The sequence below is a fragment of the Paraburkholderia sp. genome (assembly GCF_036488795.1).
In the GTDB taxonomy this organism is placed as follows: domain Bacteria; phylum Pseudomonadota; class Gammaproteobacteria; order Burkholderiales; family Burkholderiaceae; genus Paraburkholderia.
In genome coordinates, this window is sequence record NZ_DASXHA010000010.1 from 1 (window position 1) to 17642 (window position 17642).

Sequence of the window (17642 nt, forward strand, 5' to 3'; positions counted from 1 at the left end):
GCAAGGAAAGGCCAACGCCGTAGGCAAACAACCGAGGGGCAGCGCCAACAGACCGATAAGAATGCAAGGAAAGGCCAACGCCGTGGGCAAACAACCAGACAAAACACAACGCCAACAGCCCAAAAGCAAGCAAAGCCCAACGCCGTAAGCAACCCGCGAAGCTAGCGACCCCAAAGCGCCGCGCAGGCAAAAGACCCAAAAAGCAAACCAGTAGTACGATAACCAGCCACACGTCCAAGGCTGCGCAGCACAAAAAGCGCAGCACAAAAACAGCAGCAAAGAAAACACCACAAAAACCCCAAACCGCGAACCACTGAGCGACATCTCTTCAACCTTGCACGGAGTAGAGCATGAGCACACAGACCATCGCAGATTTTCTGGCAAAAACCCTTCACGCCGCCGGCGTCGAACGCATCTGGGGCGTCACCGGCGATAGCCTCAACGGACTTTCCGACAGCCTCTACCGCCTCGGCGCCATCCGCTGGATGCATACCCGCCACGAAGAGGTCGCCGCCTTCGCCGCCGGCGCCGATGCCGCCGCCACCGGCAAACTCGCCGTCTGCGCCGGCAGTTGCGGCCCAGGTAATCTGCATCTGATCAACGGCCTGTTCGATTGCCATCGCAATCATCAACCCGTACTCGCCATCGCGGCACATATCCCATCGTCGGAAATCGGTCTTGGCTACTTTCAGGAAACCCATCCGCAAGAACTGTTCAAGGAATGCAGCCACTATGTCGAACTGGTGACGAACCCGTCGCAGTTCCCGCGCGTGCTCGCCACCGCCATGCGCACCGCCATCGAACAGCAAGGTGTCGCCGTCATCGTGCTGCCAGGCGACGTCGCGCTCGGCGAGGCGCCCGATGAAGTGCCCGCGTGGGCCGGCACGCTCGAACCGTCGACACTGCTGCCGTCGGTTCCGGACATCGACCGGCTGGCCGATCTGCTCAATCAGTCCGAAAACGTCACGATTCTGTGCGGCAGCGGTTGCGCCGGCGCCCATGACGAAGTGGTCGCATTCGCCGATCTGCTCGGCGCGCCCACCGTGCACGCGTTGCGCGGCAAACAATACGTGGAGTGGGACAACCCCTACGACGTCGGCATGACCGGACTGATCGGATTTAGTTCGGGATACTACGCAATGATGTCATCCGACACGCTGGTGATGCTCGGCACGGATTTCCCCTATCGCAACTTCTATCCGTCGCACGGCAATGTCGTGCAGATCGATAAACGCGGCAGCGCCCTCGGCAAACGCACGCCGTTGAAAATGGGACTCATCGGCGACATCAAGCCCACGTTGCAGGCGCTGATGCCCAAGCTCACGCGCAAGACGGACCGCGATTTCATCGAACGGGCCCGCACGCATTATTTCGCCGCGCGCGCGGGCCTCGACGATCTCGCGCGCCCGTCCGATCCCGGCAAGCCGATTCATCCGCAATATCTGACGAGCATCATCGACGAAGTCGCCGACAAGGACGCGGTGTTTACCGTCGATGTCGGCACGCCCACGCTGTGGGCCGCGCGCTATCTGACGATGAACGGCAAGCGCAGCTTGCACGGTTCGTTCAATCACGGCTCAATGGCCAACGCGATGCCGCAGGCGTTGGGCGCCAAGGCTGCGCAGCCGGATCGCCAGGTGATCTCGCTGTCGGGCGACGGCGGCCTGTCCATGCTGCTCGGCGATCTGTTGACGGCGCGGCAACTCGATCTGCCGATCAAGGTGGTCGTGTTCAACAACAGTACCCTCGGCTTCGTCGCGATGGAGATGAAGGCGGGCGGCTACCTCGATACCGGCACCGATCTGAGCGCCACCGACTTCGCGGCCATCGCACAAGGCGCCGGCATCTATAGCGTGCGCGTCGAAGATTCGGAGGACATCGGCGACGCGTTGCGTGATGCGTTTGCGCATCCGGGGCCCGCCTTGATCGACGTCGTCACGGCCAAGCACGAACTGGCGATGCCGCCGAAAATCCAGTGGGCTCAAGCCAAGGGCTTCAGTCTGTACATGCTGCGCGCGGTGCTGAACGGACGCGGTGATGAAGTGGTCGAGCTGGCGAACACGAATTTTCTTTGAGGCGCGCCGGCGCAGGGTCATCGGGTAGCAACATGTAGCAGGCAACAGCGGCGAACCCGGTGTCATGGGTTCCACCCAGTATGTGGGTCACGGCGGGCAAGCTAGAATCTCGGGCTTTGCCGGGCCAAACCACCTGTTTGTCCGGGTGACCCACCTGCCTTCACTGGGGCGCAATTTGAACAGTTCACAGCAACAAGACGGTCTCCAGCACGGCCTCAAGCGCGGGTTGAAGAATCGCCACATCCAGCTGATCGCGCTCGGCGGAGCCATCGGCACCGGTTTGTTCCTCGGTTCGGCCAGCGTGTTGCAGGCGGCCGGCCCGTCGATGATTCTCGGCTACGCGATCGGCGGCATCATCGCCTTCATGATCATGCGGCAACTCGGCGAAATGGTCGCGCAGGAACCGGTGGCCGGATCGTTCAGCCATTTCGCCTACAAGTACTGGGGCGATTTCCCCGGCTTTCTGTCAGGCTGGAACTACTGGGTGCTCTACGTGCTGGTCAGCATGGCCGAGTTGACGGCAGTGGGCACCTACGTGCATTTCTGGTGGCCGGGCGTGCCCGCGTGGGTGTCGGCGCTGGTGTGCTTCGTGGTCATCAATGCGATCAATCTCGCGAACGTCAAAGCCTACGGCGAGACCGAGTTCTGGTTTGCGATTATCAAAGTGGTGGCCGTGATCGGCATGATCCTGTTCGGCGGCTATCTGCTGATCAGCGGCCATGGCGGTCCGCAGGCGTCCGTCTCCAACCTCTGGTCCAACGGCGGTTTCTTTCCGCATGGTTTTCACGGTCTCTTCATGATGCTGGCCGTGATCATGTTTTCGTTCGGCGGTCTGGAGTTGATCGGCATCACCGCGGCCGAAGCGGACGAGCCGCAAAAGAGCATCCCGAAGGCCGTGAATCAGGTGATCTACCGGATCCTGATTTTTTATATCTGCTCGCTGGTGGTGCTGCTGTCGCTGTATCCGTGGAATCAGGTCGCCGCAGGCGGCAGCCCCTTCGTGATGATCTTCTCGCAGATCGGCTCCGCGCTGACGGCCAACATTCTCAACGTCGTGGTGCTGACGGCGGCACTGTCGGTCTACAACAGCGGCGTGTATGCGAATAGCCGCATGCTGTACGGCCTCGCGGAGCAGGGCAATGCGCCGCGTGCGCTGATGAAGGTGGATCGCCGTGGCGTGCCGTATCTGGCGATTGGCCTGTCGGCGCTCGCGACCTTCACCTGTGTGATCGTCAACTACCTGATACCGGCCGAAGCGCTCGGCATGCTGATGGCGCTGGTGGTGGCCGCGCTGGTGCTGAACTGGGCGTTGATCAGCCTCACCCATCTGAAGTCGCGCAAGGCGATGGTTGCGGCAGGGGAAACGCTGGTCTTCAAGTCGTTCTGGTTCCCGCTGAGCAACTGGATGTGCCTTGCCTTCATGGCGATGATTCTGGTGATTCTCGCCATGACACCTGGTTTGTCCGTCTCGGTGTGGCTCGTGCCGGTGTGGCTGCTGGTGATGTGGGCAGGCTATGTGGTGAAGCGTCGGCGCGCGGGGGTGGCGTTGGCGCGGGCGGGCGGGCACTGAATGGGAAGTGGCGGCTCCGAGGCTGAGCCGCCGGCTCAAAACAAAAACCCGCGGCATCGTAACGATTGGCGCGGGTTGGCTGTTTTTGCTGCGGTACTGCGGTGTTCTGGTGCCCAGGGCCGGACTCGAACCGGCACGCCTTGCGGCGGGGGATTTTGAGTCCCCTGCGTCTACCTGTTTCACCACCTGGGCTTATCTTGCGACACGCGCATTTAACATTGCGCGCGGCGGGAAACGCAGATTATGTCCGAAAACGCGACGCCGGGCAAGTTACCTGCCAGTGGCCGATGCTGCGCGCCGGGACCTGGCTCAAAGCGTCCGCGAAAACCGCTCCATGGTCTGCTGGCCGAGATACCGGTCGAACACCATGGCGATGTTGCGGACCAGCATCCGCTCGGGCATTAACACTTCGAGCTTGTCGCCGCTGATGGACACGAGGCCATCGTCGGCGAACGCGCGCAAGCGCTGCAGTTCCGCTGCAAATGTGTGCTTGAAGCGGATGCCGTAAGCCGCTTCGAATTCGTCGAAGTGCAGTCCGAGGTTGCACATCAGTTGCGTGATGATGTCGCGACGCAGGCGATCGTCGGCGCTCAGGCGCACGCCGCGCGTGATCGCGAGACGGCCGGCATCGATGGCAGCCGCGTAGCCCGGCAGATCCTTGTGATTTTGCGCATAGACGTCGCCCACCTTGCCGATGGACGACGCACCGAAGCCGATCAGATCGCATTCCGCGCGCGTGCTATAGCCCTGAAAATTGCGGTGCAAGGTGCGCTGCGCCTGGGCACGGGCCAGTTCGTCGGTGGGCAGCGCGAAGTGATCCATGCCGATGTACACGTAACCCGCGCTCGTCAGACGCTCGACCACGAGCCGCAGAAGCGCCATCCGCGCAGCCGGCGACGGTAACGCCGAGGCGTCCATCCGACGCTGCATCTTGAAGAGCTGCGGCATGTGCGCATACCCGAACACCGACAGACGATCCGGCGCGAGCGCGAGCATGGTGTCCAGGGTCCGGCTGAAGCTGTCGACGCTCTGATGCGGCAGCCCGTAGATCAGATCGACGCCGATCGAGTGAAAGCCGGCGGTGCGTGCGGCGTGCATCACCGAAGCGGTCATCTCCAGCGGCTGAATGCGGTTGATGGCCTGCTGAACCCGCGGGTCGAAATCCTGCACACCCAGACTCAGGCGATTGAAGCCGAGATTGCGCAGATGCGCGATGGTTTCCGCCGACGCCTCGCGCGGATCGACTTCGATCGAAAATTCGCCCACTGCATCCGGACTCAGCGAGAAGTGCTCGCGGGTGGTTGTCATCAGCTCGGTCATCTCGTGGTGCGACAGAAAGGTCGGCGTGCCGCCGCCCCAATGCAGTTGCGAAACTGGCCGCGCCGTATCGAAGCACGCCGCCTGCAATTCGAGTTCGCGCTTCAGACGGTCCAGATAAGGCCGCGCGTGCGCCCGGTTTTTCGTCGCGACCTTGTTGCAGCCGCAATAGAAGCAAACGGTGTCGCAAAACGGAATGTGGAAGTACAGCGAGAGATCGGTCGCGGCCGCGCCCGGATCGGCGGCGGCGCGCCGGTAGTCGGCCTGATCGAAATCGTCGCGGAACTGAAGGGCCGTCGGGTAGGACGTATACCGTGGGCCGTTCGCGCTGTACCTGGCCAGCAGATCGGGATGGAAAAGGCTGTCGGCGGTGCTCATGGGCGGCTCGTTGTGCGTCACGCCGCCGACCCTCGTGCCAGAGCGGGAAACCTGCGGACCGGGCCTCCGAGTTCCCGGATGGAGCGGAGAAGGCGTCTTTCGCGGTGGCGCGAGCGAGGCGAACGTGGCCTGTCGAAGCTGCCCAGTTTACGTGAGCCCTACAGACCTGAAGCGAGTAAAAAGGTCGCACGCGCAGCAATGGCACAATGCGAGGTTGGCGTGCCGCTGGGGCGTCGTCGGTGTGTTTCAGTGGATGTTTCAGTGTTTCAGGAAGAGTGTGGTGACAGTCGTTTCTCCGTTTGATGTGCCCGGTCACGCGTGCCGCCCCGATTGCGGCGCGTGCTGCATTGCGCCGTCCATTTCAAGTCCCATTCCAGGCATGCCGGACGGCAAGCCGGCCGGCGTGCGCTGCGTGCAGTTGGGCGAGGATCTGCGCTGCGCGATTTTCGGTCAGCCCGAACGGCCCGCGTGCTGTTCCGGTCTGCAACCGCAAGGCGAAATGTGCGGCACGTCCCGCAGCGAGGCGCTCGCCTGGCTCACCCGGCTTGAAACGCAGACGCAGCCTGCAGTGCGCGCTTAACGAGGTTTTCTCAACGAGCGGCCCGTGACGCCGCGCTCCTGGACACAGTTGAATCCCCGCAGCGGGGCTGTTTCAGCAGCAACCATTTTGCATGGAGAACTTGCATGACCCATCCGGTTGCGCCGACCCGGCGCCGCTTCCTGCTCGCGAGCTGTGCGGCCGTGGGCATCACGGTGTCGCTGGCGGCCTGCGCGGCCTCGACCTTTCCGTTCATCCCATCGCACTACACCTTCTCTCAGCAGCAGGTGCAGGAGGCGGTGCAGCGCAAATTCCCCTATCAGCGGACCCTCTCGCAGGTCTTCAATGTGCAGTTGACGAACCCGGTGGTCGGCTTCCTGCCGGATGCCAACCGCGTGTCCGTGCGGCTCGACGCGCATCTCGCCAGCCCGTTCCTGCAAGAGCCGGTGGACGGCGTCTTCACCTTGTCGAGCGAACTGGCGTATGACGAGGCCAGTCGTTCCGTCGTGCTGAAGTCGCCAAATGTGGACAAGGTCGACGTCAGCGGCGGGGCGCAAGCCTATACGCAGCAGATCAACGCCGCCGCCGCGCTGCTCGCGACCAACCTGCTCACCAACTATCCCATCTACACCTTCAAGCCCGAACAGCTGCAATTCGCCGGGGTGAACTACGAACCCGGTACAATCACAATCCTTACAAACGGCATACGCGTGCAAATCGTCGAGAAATGACGCATGCGCGGCCGCTGGGGCCGCGCGTGGCAGCTGAACCGGCCCTGATTCGACGACCTGTGGCGATGAGGGGAACGGATGGACGGGATACTGGCGGTTAAGGCGTTGCTGCTCGGCGTGGTGGAGGGTTTGACCGAGTTCTTGCCGGTCTCGAGCACGGGGCATCTGATTGTCGCGGGCAGTCTGCTCGATTTCGACAACGCCTATTCAAAGACCTTCGATGTCGTCATCCAGCTCGGCGCCATTCTGGCCGTGTGCTGGGAGTTTCGCCGCCGGATCGGCGATGTCGTCGCTGGGCTGCCGGCTCGCCCCGACGCGCGGCGCTTCGTGCTGAATGTGATCATCGCGACGCTTCCGGCCATCGTGCTCGGCTTGCTGTTCGAAAAGACCATCAAAGACGCGCTGTTCTCGCCGGTGCCCGTGGCCGTCGCGCTGGTGGCCGGCGGCGTCGTGATTCTGTGGGCCGAGGCACGGCAGCGTGCCCGCGGCGAGGTGCCGCCGCGCGTACAGCGCATCGACAGTCTGACGGCCTTCGACGCACTGAAAGTCGGCCTCGCGCAGTGCTTCGCGCTGATTCCGGGCATGTCGCGCTCGGGCTCGACGATCATCGGCGGCATGCTGTTCGGTCTGGAACGGCGCGTCGCCACGGAGTTCTCGTTTTTCCTCGCCATGCCGATCATTTTCGGCGCGACGGCCTACGAACTGGCGAAGAACTGGCACACGCTTTCCACGGATGCGCTGGGCATGTTCACGGTGGGTTTCGCGGCTGCGTTTGTCAGCGCGTTCGTGTGCGTGCGCTGGCTGCTGCGTTACATCGCGTCGCACGACTTCACGGTTTTTGCGTGGTACCGGATTGGCTTTGGCTTGCTGATCCTGCTGGTCGGATACAGCGACGCTTTGGACTGGTCCGCCTGACACGTCTATGCCGTGGCCGGAAACGCAAAGGTCCGCCTGATGGGCGGACCTTTTGCATGATGAGCGCCGCTTCGATGCTTAACTGACGTTGCGCCGTTTGAACACCAGGTCCCACACGCCGTGCCCGAGCCGCAAGCCGCGGCGCTCGAACTTGGTCACCGGGCGGTACTCCGGACGCGGCGCATAGCCATCCGCCGTATTTACGAGCGCCGGGTCGCCGCCGAGCACCTCGAGCATCTGCTCCGCGTAGTTTTGCCAGTCCGTCGCGCAGTGGATGTACGCGCCGGGTTTGAGACGCGACACGAGCAGCGCGACGAACTTCGGTTGAATCAGACGGCGCTTGTGATGACGCGCCTTGTGCCACGGATCCGGAAAGAAGATGTGCACACCGTCGAGACTGTCCGGCGCGATCATGTGCTCGAGCACTTCGACGGCGTCGTGCTGGATGATGCGGATATTCGACAGTTCCTGCTCGCCCATCAGCTTGAGCAGGGCGCCCACGCCCGGCTCGTGCACTTCGACGCCGAGAAAATCGTCACCCGGACGATGCGTGGCGATTTCCGCGGTGGTCGCGCCCATCCCGAAGCCGATCTCGAGAATGCGCGGCGCGTGGCGGCCGAACACGATGTCCCAATCCGGTTGCTGCGGCGAATAGGGCATCACGAAGCGCGGACCGAGTTCGTCCATCGCGCGGCGCTGGCCGGTTGACACACGCCCGGCGCGCGTGACGAAGCTGCGGATGCGGCGCAGATGCAGCGCTTCCTTCGATTCCAGCGCGTCGCCGCCAGCCGCTGCGCTGCCGCTTTCGACAGGCGCCGCGGACGGTTCGACGCGCGCGTCGTCGGAACTCGGGTTGGGCTCGCCGGGCAGGCCGGCCTGGTTCGGATCGTGGGTCATTGTCGATGGCTACAAAGATAACTGCGAGGCTAACTACAAAGGTAGCGGTAAGCGTGAGGCGCGCGGGGCGGCGCAGCGAGATGCGCGGCGCGTTCGCGCCATTTGCCCCGCCGGCTGCCGTCAATACGAAAAAGCCGCCTTCGTGGAGGCGGCTCTCGTGCTGGATTCCCGCTGAGAATCTGCTGAATGTGGAGCGGGCGATGGGAATCGAACCCACGGCTCTAGCTTGGGAAGCTAGGGTATTACCATTATACGACGCCCGCGCAGCCCGCAATTTTACGCGGGTTTGGGTGATTTAGGCAAATGAGCCAGCGGCCGATGCCGCGACGGCGTTCGCACAGGCGAGCAAGCCGTAAGACACCGGGTAGTCAGGCCGGGCACCCAGACCCGGCCTGACATCGGCGAAACGCGACGGCTCAAATGACGAAGTACGTCAGTTGCACGGCTGCCCGCGTGACGATCATCAACAGCACCTGCACGATCACGAACAGCAGGATCGGCGACAGGTCGATGCCGCCCAGTTGCGGCACGACGCGGCGCAGCGGATCGAGGAACGGCGCGGTCAGCTGATACAGGATCGGCATGGCGGGCGAACGAGGATTGAGCCACGACAGGAGCGCCATCAGGATGGTCAGCCAGATGATCAGGTTGAGCCCCCACTTGATGACCGTCAGCACCGCCACGATCAGCAGGGTAGGCCACAACTGGAGCGGATCGACGCCGGTGACGGCCACCATCAGCGCCACATACACAATGGCGGCAATCACCGCCGCAAGAATGCTCGCCGAGTCGATGCGGCGCGCGCTGGGCACGATATGCCGAAGCGGCAGCACGATCCAGTTGGTGGCGTGCAGCACGGCGTTCGAAACCGGGTTGTACGGCGGCAGACGCACGACTTGCAGCCATGCGCGCAGCAGCAGCGCCGCGCCGAACAGCGTGAAAACGGTATTGAGCAGAAAACGGGCGATATCGCCGAACATCTCGTGTCCTTTCCTTCAGGGTAGCGGCCGGTGTGAGGGACCGGCTGCCGGGCACCGGCACGCGCCTGTCGGCATGCCGGCGTGTTTATCAACAAGTTTGCTTGCTGTGAGTCTGCTTGCTCTTGTGTGGCGGCGGCCGCGGACGGGTGATTGCGCGCCATTCGGTCTGGCCGGCGCGTCACCCGCTCGCGGTGGGGTCAGGGCGGCTAGACCGCCACCTTGATCTCGCTGATCAGGATTGAACCGTTGCCGCCGTCCGTGTAGTTGGGAATGTCGGCGACCAGGGTTTCGGACGCCGGCTGGAAGACTTCGTAGAACGCTTCGGTGGTGTCGAACAGGAAATGCCCTGCGGCCACGTACGGCGGCGGCGTGCCCGGCGGCCCGGCATTGATGCCGACGTCGACCGACCAACCCTTGAGTGCGGCGCCGAACAGCTTCGCCGCGAGCGGCATATGGGTGCCGCAATAGTAGTCCACGTCGAAGCGACCGTTTTCTCGGTATGGATAGAGGATGCTGACCTTGATCATTATGCGTTCTCGTCTGTTGGTCCCGGTGCGAGGCACAGGCGGATTGCGCGCTGCGCCGGTCGTCACATTATCACGGCTTATTTGACGCTAGTGCCAGCCGGTACGTGATTCAGCGAACGCTCGAGCGATTCTTCGACGGCCCCGGCGATGGCGTCGATGGCAGCCGGCGGCGTCTCGCGGCGGCGCGCGAGTTCGACGGCGCGCCGGGTGAGCAGTCCGTATAGGGCGGCGTGGTCGCCGCCGAGCGCTTCAAGCAGCGCAAGCTGTTTGCGTACCACGCTCGTGTCGCCGCGTGAGACGGGCCCGGCGAGCGCGCTGGGCAAACCCTTGTCGCGCGCGGTTTCGATGGTGCCGGCGAGCATCGGCAAGAGCGCGCGCAGTGCGTCGTCCTCGGCGAAACCCAAGGTGCGCCATAGTGCGACGCACTCGGCAAGGTTGCACAGCGCGAAGCTGGCCGCATAGTGGGCGGCCGCGTGGTAGAGCATGCGGCCGCCGGGCGGAATCGACAGCGGATGGCAGTGCAACGCCACCGCGAGGCCGGTGAGCGCGTCTTTGAGCGCGCCGTCGGCTTCGATCGTCACCGAGCAGCCATGAATACGCTCGATGTCTGCGGGATCGCCGCCAAACAGGTACAGTGGATGAAAACCGCCGATCGACGCGCCCTGGGCGCGCGCTGCGGCAAGCAGCTCCACCGGCGACGCGCCGCTGCAATGCACCAGCGCGCGCACGCCATGACCGGACGCGGACGCGGAATCGAAACGCAGAGTGTTCGCCGTCGAACCGATGCTGTCGTCGGGAACGGCTAAAAAGACGATATCGGCGGCGTCGACCACCTGTTGCGGGTCGTCGAACGCGGCACAGTGATCGATCTGACTGGCAAGTTGGCGGGCTGAGGCTGGCGTGCGACTCGCGATTGCCGTGACCGGGTACCCGGCGCGCGCAAAGCCGGGCGCAAGGCAGCGCGCAAGGCGCCCGGCGCCAATGAAGCCAAGACGCGGCATAGAGGACTGGGACATGGTTCCTGCTCCAGACGACAGAACGAAGGGAAAGCTTGGAGTATCGCGCATTCATTCGGGGCAGGCGCAGGGACGGCCTGACTCCGCGGTGCGCGAAGCGTGGCGCGAAAAGCGTGCGGCGAGGCGGCGCCTCGGTTCCGGCGCGTGGCTGTGGCATGCCGCCCGCCACGTTATGGCCCTTTTCCTCAGATTAAATTCCGCGCGATATGAAGTGCGCCGTGGCTCATTCGCCGGCGCCCAGCCCGCGGGTCCAAAAACTGCTCACAATTTGCCTGGTCAAATGAGAGTTGGCAGTTGCAGTTGGAATTTTCTCTGTCTCGCAGTCAGATTCGGGAGGTCACCATGAGCATCTTTTCTTACCGAAAACACTTGCGGTTCCTGACTCATTCGCAGCGCCGCCGCTGGTGGGATCAAAAAAAGCGCCTCACGCCACGCGTCAAGATTAGCGGTGCGTATGTGCCTCCGAACGTCTCACGGGAATTTACCTACGTCAAAGTGGGCTGAGGATCGAGCCCTGAATCAGTTGAAAGTGCCCGGCGCCCCGCGCCGGGCACTTTGCGTTTACGGATCCGGACTGCCCTCGTTGCGTGGATACAAACGAGCCGCTGTCACAGGGCTTGTCTTCTGAATTGAATTTGTAATTAAAGATTACCGGGAGTTCTGGGGGTTGCGATTGCCGATCGGTAAAAGTGTCCATGGGTTCAATTGAATTGCGCGCCAAGGCCGATTCTTCGGGGCGTTGCGGGGGACGTCCGTGGACCCGGCGTGTCGCACGGAGTCGCAATGTATTACGTTGCGCCAATAGCAATTGCAATTTGCAACAAATGGGCACAGCGGTAGTGATCCTTTTTCGATACATTGATTTCCATAGGCTGCATGTGATGCGACGCGGTCATCCGGCCAGTCGCGCAAGGAGAAGAAAAGTGAAAAAGATCATTCCGTTTGTGGTTGCCGCTGTACTGGGTGTGGGGTTCGCCACCGCTGCTGAAGCACACGTGTCCGTAGGTATCGGGATTGGCATTCCGGTCGCGCCGGCTTACCCGGTCTACGCGCCCGCGCCGGTGTATTACGCGCCGCCGCCTCCGCCGGTCGTCTATGCGCCGCCGCCTGTCGTCGTAGTGGGCGGTGGGTATGGCTACTATGGTCATCCTTATTACCATCGCGGCTATTATGGCCGTGGGTATTACGGGCATGGGTATTACGGACATGGGTACTATCGTCATTAAACGGTAGTTGAGTGGGGGTTGGCGCGGCAAGCCGTTGCATCTTTCGATGCATTGGATACGGCAATAACCGGGTAACAGGCGAATTTCGAAGCGCATTTCGCTCTAACGGCGCAACGCTGGCTTGGTGGCCAGGTTGCGCCGTTTTTATTTGGGCCGAATCTGCGGGTAATGAGCGACTTTGAATCGCGCCACGCAAACTGCATACCAAAGCGGTGTCGAAGCTGGGAGAATGCGTGCTGATTGCACGCTTATTCCACCGCTCTGGAGTTTCTCGCCGATGCAAGCGCTTCCCGTCCCCACCTATGTCGATGTCGTCGACGCCGCCGCGCGTCTCGAAGGCGTTGCGCATCGCACGCCCGTTCTGACCTCCGGCACGGCCAATGACCGGACCGGCGCGTCAATCTTCTTCAAGTGCGAGAATTTCCAGCGCATGGGCGCGTTCAAATTTCGGGGTGCCTACAACGCGATTTCGCACTTTGATTACGCGCAGCGCAACGCCGGCGTATTGACCTATTCGTCGGGCAATCACGCTCAGGCGATCGCGTTGTCCGCGCGCCTCGCGGACATACGGGCGACGGTCATCATGCCGCACGATGCACCCGCCGCGAAAATTGCCGCGGCCAAAGGCTACGGCGGCGAAGTGATCGTGTACGACCGCTACAAGGAGAACCGCGAACAGATTGGCGAGCGCCTCGCGCAACAGCGCGGCATGACGCTGATTCCGCCGTACGATCATCCGCACGTGATCGCAGGGCAGGGCACGGCGGTGCAGGAACTGATCGCCGAAACGGGTCCGCTCGACCTGCTGTTCGTCTGCCTCGGCGGTGGCGGCTTGCTGGCCGGCAGTGCGTTGTCGGCGGCGGCGCTCGCGCCGGGCTGCAAGGTGATCGGCGTCGAACCGGAAGCGGGCAATGACGGCCAGCAGTCGATGGCGCGCGGCGAAATCGTGCATATCGACGTGCCGCACACCATCGCCGATGGTGCGGCGGCGACGCACCTCGGCATCTACACGTTCCCGATCATCCAGCGTCTGGTCGAGCAGGTGGTGACCGTCACCGATGAACAGTTGCTCGACGCAATGCGCTTCTTCGCGCAGCGCATGAAGATAGTCGTCGAGCCGACCGGTTGTCTGGCCGCGGCTGCGGTGATGAGCGGCATCGTACCGGTGGAAGGCAAGCGGGTGGGCGTGCTGGTCAGCGGTGGCAATGTAGACATATCGCGGCTGGGGCAGTATCTGGCTTGACAGGCTTGCTAGCCGCAAGCGCTCAAGACCGGCAACCTCAACTCGCGGCCTGAGCCGCTTGCACGATCAGGTCGCGGTAGCCGTTGACGATCACGCTATACGAGAAGTACGCGAACAGCAGCGCCGACAGCACATGACAGGCGCGCAGCAAAGCGGTGCCGGCGCGTTTGCGGCCGTGGCTTGCAAGGCCGCAGATAAAGAGCGTCCACGCGAGGCCGCCCAGAAAGAAGCCGCTGAGGAATACGGGCGCCGTGGTTACCGTGGTCGCGCCGGCCTTGGCGATCAGCGCACCGCCCACCGCCGCGAACCACAGAATCGCCGAAGGCGACGAAATCGCCAGCAACACGCCGCGCAGAAACCCACGCCACGTATTCAGGCGGGGCGCCGCGGCGTTGGCTTCGCCTTCGACGGGCGGAGCCGACGCCGGCCACAGTGCCTCACGCGCCATCTTCCAGGTGAGAAACAGCAGGATGGCCGCGCCGCCGATCCACACCACCCAGCGCACCGCTTCGAATTGCAGTAGCGCCGCCATGCCCGCCAGCGCGAGCGCCGCATAAATCAGATCGCCGAAACACGAACCGAGTCCGAGCCAGAAGCCGGGCTTGAAACCATGCGACAACGTCAGCGAAATGATGGCCACGTTGACGAGACCAATATCGAGGCACAACGAAAGCGACAGAAAAAAACCGTCCGATAACATCGACAACACATGCATTCCTGGCACTGCTCCAATTGCTTTTTGTTATTCCGGCTAGAAGGTCACGAGCACAGACAGTGCGGCGCTTCGCCGCGCCGTACTACTTCGACGTGCTGCTTCAATATGCCGCTTCGGCCACGCGCGCTTCACAGCCCCAGGTCCGCCCATAAACTGTCGACGCGCTGTTTCACCGCCGCGTCCATCTCGATGGGGCGGCCCCATTCGCGATCCGTTTCACCAGGCCATTTGTTGGTGGCGTCGAGTCCCATCTTCGAACCGAGGCCGGCTACCGGCGAGGCGAAATCCAGATAGTCGATCGGCGTACGGTCGACCAGCACCGTGTCGCGCACCGGATCGATCCGCGTCGTAATGGCCCAGATCACTTCCTTCCAGTCGCGGATATTGACGTCCTCGTCGACCACCACGATGAACTTCGTATACATGAATTGTCGCAGGAAGGACCAGACGCCGAACATCACCCGTTTGGCATGTCCCGGGTAGCTCTTCTTCATCTGCACGATGGCCATCCGGTAGCTGCATCCTTCGGGCGGCAGGTAGAAGTCGGTGATCTCGTTGAACTGCTTTTGCAGGAGCGGCACGAACACTTCGTTGAGCGCGACGCCGAGCACGGCCGGCTCGTCGGGCGGCTTGCCGGTGTAGGTGGAATGGTAGATGGCGTCGCGGCGCATCGTGATGCGCTCGACCGTGAACACGGGGAACCACTCCTGTTCGTTGTAGTAGCCGGTATGGTCGCCATACGGGCCTTCGAGCGCGTGTTCGTACCCGGCGCTCGCGCCTTTCGCGGGCCGCGGCGGCGCGCCGGCCGGTGCTGCGGGCGGCGTGCCTTGCTGCGGATAGATGAAGCCCTCGAGCACGATCTCCGCGCGCGCCGGCACCTGCAACGTGTCGACCCCCGGCGTGATGCACTTTGCCAGCTCGGTGCGGCCGCCGCGCAGCAGGCCGGCGAACTGGTATTCGGACAGCGTGTCGGGTACCGGTGTCACGGCGCCGAGGATGGTGGCCGGATCCGCGCCGAGCACCACCGCGACCGGATAGGGCTTGCCCGGATTCTGCAGCGCGAACTCGCGGAAATCGAGCGCGCCGCCGCGATGCGCGAGCCAGCGCATGATCAGTTTGTTACGGCCGATTAGCTGCTGGCGGTAGATGCCTAGATTCTGGCGGCTCTTGTTCGGGCCGCGCGTGACGGTCAACCCCCACGTGATGAGCGGTCCGGCGTCGCCCGGCCAGCAGGTCTGGATGGGCAGCTTCGCGAGATCTACGTCCTGTCCTTCCCACACGATTTCCTGGCAAGGCGGCGCACTCACCGTCTTCGGTGCCATGTCCCAGACTGCCTTGGCGAGCGAGAACAGCTTGCCGGCGTCCCTGAGGCCCTTGGGCGGCTCCGGCTCCTTCAAGGCGGACAGCAGGCGCCCAACGTCGCGCAGCGACTCCAGGGCGGCGCTGTCGCCGCTTTGCTCGCCCGCGTCGATGCCCATGCCGAGCGCCACCCGGCGCGGCGTGCCGAACAGATTGCCGAGCACCGGGAACGCATGACTTTGCTGCGCCTCGAATAACAGTGCCGGACCTCCGGCACGCAGCACGCGGTCGCACAGTTCGGTCATTTCCAGGACAGGAGAGACGTTTTGCTGGATACGGCGCAGCTCTCCGAGTGCTTCGAGACGGCCGGCGAAGTCGCGCAGGTCTTTATATTTCATCGGGTCGGATCGGGGCCGCACGGTGCGGCGAAAGTGAGCACGCGGCAGCAATCGCCGCGCAGGAGTGATTGTCGATTTTACCTGCGTTGGTTGGCGCACGTTCGGAGGCTGAATTTGAAAATGCCCGAAACGCGCGCAGAGAGCGGGTCTCCTCCCGCTGAACACTGTTCGTTATTACAATTAGTTATACTTTTGCTCGTCTATAGTGTTGACGATCTATTTAACCCTGCTAGAATCCGGTCACATTGGTTGCAGGGCGTGAACCTTTTTACCAGCGCCCCCCGGTCCTTACGACGCACCGCGTCACCGCTTACCGAACCCCTGCACGGTATTTGTCGGTCTTTTGTAGTTCCTCGCCAGCGTACCTGACGCTGGTTTTTCGCGTGGGAGCCTCTGCGTGCACGCTTTTTTGGCATGCCGCTGAGCTGTTTCAAGACGGCTCCCCACCGACGGTTTTGTGCCGTATTCCCGACGCCGCTGCCGCCTTAACCAGAGCGCGCGACGTCTTGATTCTGCGAACGTGTTTTGATGCCGGCCAGACCGGTGGGGTTCGCAGATCATGCAAGATGGGAGATCTGAATGAACGCCTGGTTAACGTGGCGTCCCGACGAGCGACTCGCGCAAGCAATGCGTGCTGTCTTGCGTCGCGGAACGCGTATGAGTCATCACCTGTTCAGCATTGTCGGCGGCTTCGCCTTCCTGCTGGCGCTTGCCTTGTGGCTGATGCCGACGTGGCGCGGCACCCTGGCAGCCAAGCTGATGCCGGTCATTTCTGCCGCAGTGCAGGCCGGCCCCGCCCGTTTGTTGCAGGGCAATCCGCTGCCGTCTTTCGCGCCTCCTAACGTTGGGGTTCCAGCGGCTGACGAATCGCTTTCCGCCAACACGCCCAACTTCGGCGGCAATGGCAACACCAGCAACGACGCCAGCAATGGCGTAACGCCCAGCAACACGAGTTTCGACGGTGCTTTCGACGGGAGTGGCACGAGCGGTCTGGGCGTGACGGCATTCAATGCGCTCGACCCGCGTTCGGTGCAAACCATCAGCGCGCTGGCGCGTCTGATTCCCTCGCAGCGCGTGGCGCCCGACGCCCGCGACGACCGGGTGCTGGTCACCAGCCGCGAGCAGGATCTGGTGGCGAACTATCTGGCGCGGCGTTACCGCGTCGCTCAGGAACCGGTCGGCGAGCTTGTGAAAGCCGCATTCGACACCGGTCGCGAAGTGGGTCTCGACCCGCTCTTGCTGCTCTCCGTGATGGCAATCGAATCGGGCTTCAACCCGTACGCCGAAAGCGGCGTGGGCGCGCAAGGCCTGATGCAGGTGATGTCGAAGGTGCATTCGGACAAATTCCAGTACTTCGGTGGCCAAAGCGCCGCACTCGATCCGCTTGCCAACATCAAGGTGGGCGCGCTCGTGCTGAAGGACTGCATCGCGCGCGGCGGTTCGCTGCCCGGCGGCTTGCGTCTGTACGTCGGTTCGAGTTCGCAGGACGATGGCGGCTACGGTGCGAAGGTGATGGCCGAGCGTGGCCGTCTGCGTGATGTGGCACGTGGTCGCAAGGTGCCGATCAATGCACCGCAGGCGCCGGTTACGACAACCGCGTCGGTGGCGGCGCCGGCGGCAGCAGGGCCGGCCAGGCGCGTGCAGGTGACGCTCGACGCCGAGCATCCGCTGACCGCGAACACGACGGTCAAGGGTCCGACGCAAGATGACGCCAGCACGACTGCCAAGCATGCATCCTCGTCGGAGTTCGGCGCCTGAGCTTGGGCGCGTGACCGTCCAGCGGCAACAGCCAGGAAAACGTAGTACAAAAAGGAAAG

The 17642-nt window shown here is 63.0% G+C and carries 15 protein-coding genes and 2 tRNA genes; 8 read left to right on the forward strand and 9 right to left on the reverse strand.

The genetic code is table 11. The annotated features are described in order from the left end of the window. Positions 1-350 precede the first annotated feature (350 nt). Together poxB and VGH41_RS01085 are read left to right on the forward strand one after the other, a co-directional pair. On the forward strand, positions 351-2075 hold the full coding sequence (gene poxB / locus VGH41_RS01080) for a ubiquinone-dependent pyruvate dehydrogenase (RefSeq protein ID WP_331595452.1): 1725 nt from the start codon (positions 351-353) through the stop codon (positions 2073-2075). A gap of 175 nt (positions 2076-2250) precedes the next feature. Next, positions 2251-3645, forward strand: coding sequence for an amino acid permease (locus VGH41_RS01085; protein ID WP_331595453.1), 1395 nt, complete (start codon positions 2251-2253; stop codon positions 3643-3645). A 107-nt stretch (positions 3646-3752) separates the two neighbouring features. Here VGH41_RS01085 and VGH41_RS01090 read toward each other — a convergent pair. Both VGH41_RS01090 and hemN read right to left on the reverse strand, forming a co-directional pair. Beyond that, a tRNA-Leu gene (locus VGH41_RS01090) sits at positions 3753-3837 on the reverse strand. A 117-nt stretch (positions 3838-3954) separates the two neighbouring features. Further along, positions 3955-5340, reverse strand: coding sequence for an oxygen-independent coproporphyrinogen III oxidase (hemN, locus tag VGH41_RS01095; RefSeq protein ID WP_331595454.1), 1386 nt, complete (start codon positions 5338-5340; stop codon positions 3955-3957). Positions 5341-5593: 253 nt separating this feature from the next. Between hemN and VGH41_RS01100 the strand changes: the two genes are divergently transcribed. From VGH41_RS01100 to VGH41_RS01110, 3 genes are all read left to right on the forward strand, one after another. Further along, positions 5594-5920 carry a YkgJ family cysteine cluster protein gene (locus VGH41_RS01100; protein WP_414696563.1) on the forward strand — a complete coding sequence of 109 codons (327 nt, stop codon included), beginning with the start codon at positions 5594-5596 and terminating at the stop codon, positions 5918-5920. A gap of 104 nt (positions 5921-6024) precedes the next feature. Then, a complete protein-coding gene (locus tag VGH41_RS01105) occupies positions 6025-6609 on the forward strand; it encodes a DUF1439 domain-containing protein (RefSeq protein WP_331595456.1) in 585 nt (194 codons plus the stop codon). A gap of 78 nt (positions 6610-6687) precedes the next feature. Further along, positions 6688-7524 carry an undecaprenyl-diphosphate phosphatase gene (locus VGH41_RS01110; protein WP_331595457.1) on the forward strand — a complete coding sequence of 279 codons (837 nt, stop codon included), beginning with the start codon at positions 6688-6690 and terminating at the stop codon, positions 7522-7524. A 78-nt stretch (positions 7525-7602) separates the two neighbouring features. Here VGH41_RS01110 and trmB read toward each other — a convergent pair whose 3' ends face one another. The 5 genes from trmB to VGH41_RS01135 all read right to left on the reverse strand — a co-directional run bounded on the left by trmB (position 7603) and on the right by VGH41_RS01135 (position 10944). Continuing rightward, complete coding sequence (gene trmB / locus VGH41_RS01115) at positions 7603-8421, reverse strand: tRNA (guanosine(46)-N7)-methyltransferase TrmB (protein ID WP_331595458.1); 819 nt, start codon at positions 8419-8421, stop codon at positions 7603-7605. Between the two features lie 189 nt (positions 8422-8610). Then, positions 8611-8684: transfer RNA gene (locus VGH41_RS01120), tRNA-Gly, on the reverse strand. Positions 8685-8837: 153 nt separating this feature from the next. After that, positions 8838-9401 carry a YggT family protein gene (locus VGH41_RS01125; protein ID WP_331595459.1) on the reverse strand — a complete coding sequence of 188 codons (564 nt, stop codon included), beginning with the start codon at positions 9399-9401 and terminating at the stop codon, positions 8838-8840. Between the two features lie 206 nt (positions 9402-9607). Next, the gene (locus tag VGH41_RS01130; RefSeq protein WP_331595460.1) at positions 9608-9928 is read right to left on the reverse strand and encodes an EthD family reductase; all 321 of its coding nucleotides are present in this window, start codon (positions 9926-9928) and stop codon (positions 9608-9610) included. A gap of 77 nt (positions 9929-10005) precedes the next feature. Beyond that, positions 10006-10944, reverse strand: coding sequence for a Rossmann-like and DUF2520 domain-containing protein (locus tag VGH41_RS01135; RefSeq protein ID WP_331595461.1), 939 nt, complete (start codon positions 10942-10944; stop codon positions 10006-10008). Between the two features lie 923 nt (positions 10945-11867). Between VGH41_RS01135 and VGH41_RS01140 the strand changes: the two genes are divergently transcribed. Both VGH41_RS01140 and VGH41_RS01145 read left to right on the forward strand, forming a co-directional pair. Then, a complete protein-coding gene (locus VGH41_RS01140) occupies positions 11868-12170 on the forward strand; it encodes a hypothetical protein (protein WP_331595462.1) in 303 nt (100 codons plus the stop codon). A 277-nt stretch (positions 12171-12447) separates the two neighbouring features. Further along, positions 12448-13413, forward strand: a complete 966-nt coding sequence (locus VGH41_RS01145) for a threo-3-hydroxy-L-aspartate ammonia-lyase (protein ID WP_331595463.1) — start codon at positions 12448-12450, stop codon at positions 13411-13413. A 37-nt stretch (positions 13414-13450) separates the two neighbouring features. Here the strand turns inward: VGH41_RS01145 and VGH41_RS01150 are convergent, their stop codons facing one another. Together VGH41_RS01150 and VGH41_RS01155 are read right to left on the reverse strand one after the other, a co-directional pair. Next, positions 13451-14128, reverse strand: coding sequence for a LysE family translocator (locus VGH41_RS01150; protein WP_331595486.1), 678 nt, complete (start codon positions 14126-14128; stop codon positions 13451-13453). Between the two features lie 128 nt (positions 14129-14256). Next, positions 14257-15825, reverse strand: coding sequence for a UbiD family decarboxylase (locus tag VGH41_RS01155; RefSeq protein ID WP_331595464.1), 1569 nt, complete (start codon positions 15823-15825; stop codon positions 14257-14259). A 579-nt stretch (positions 15826-16404) separates the two neighbouring features. Here VGH41_RS01155 and VGH41_RS01160 point away from each other — a divergent pair. Beyond that, the gene (locus VGH41_RS01160; RefSeq protein WP_331595465.1) at positions 16405-17583 is read left to right on the forward strand and encodes a lytic transglycosylase domain-containing protein; all 1179 of its coding nucleotides are present in this window, start codon (positions 16405-16407) and stop codon (positions 17581-17583) included. The last annotated feature ends 59 nt before the right edge of the window (positions 17584-17642 follow it).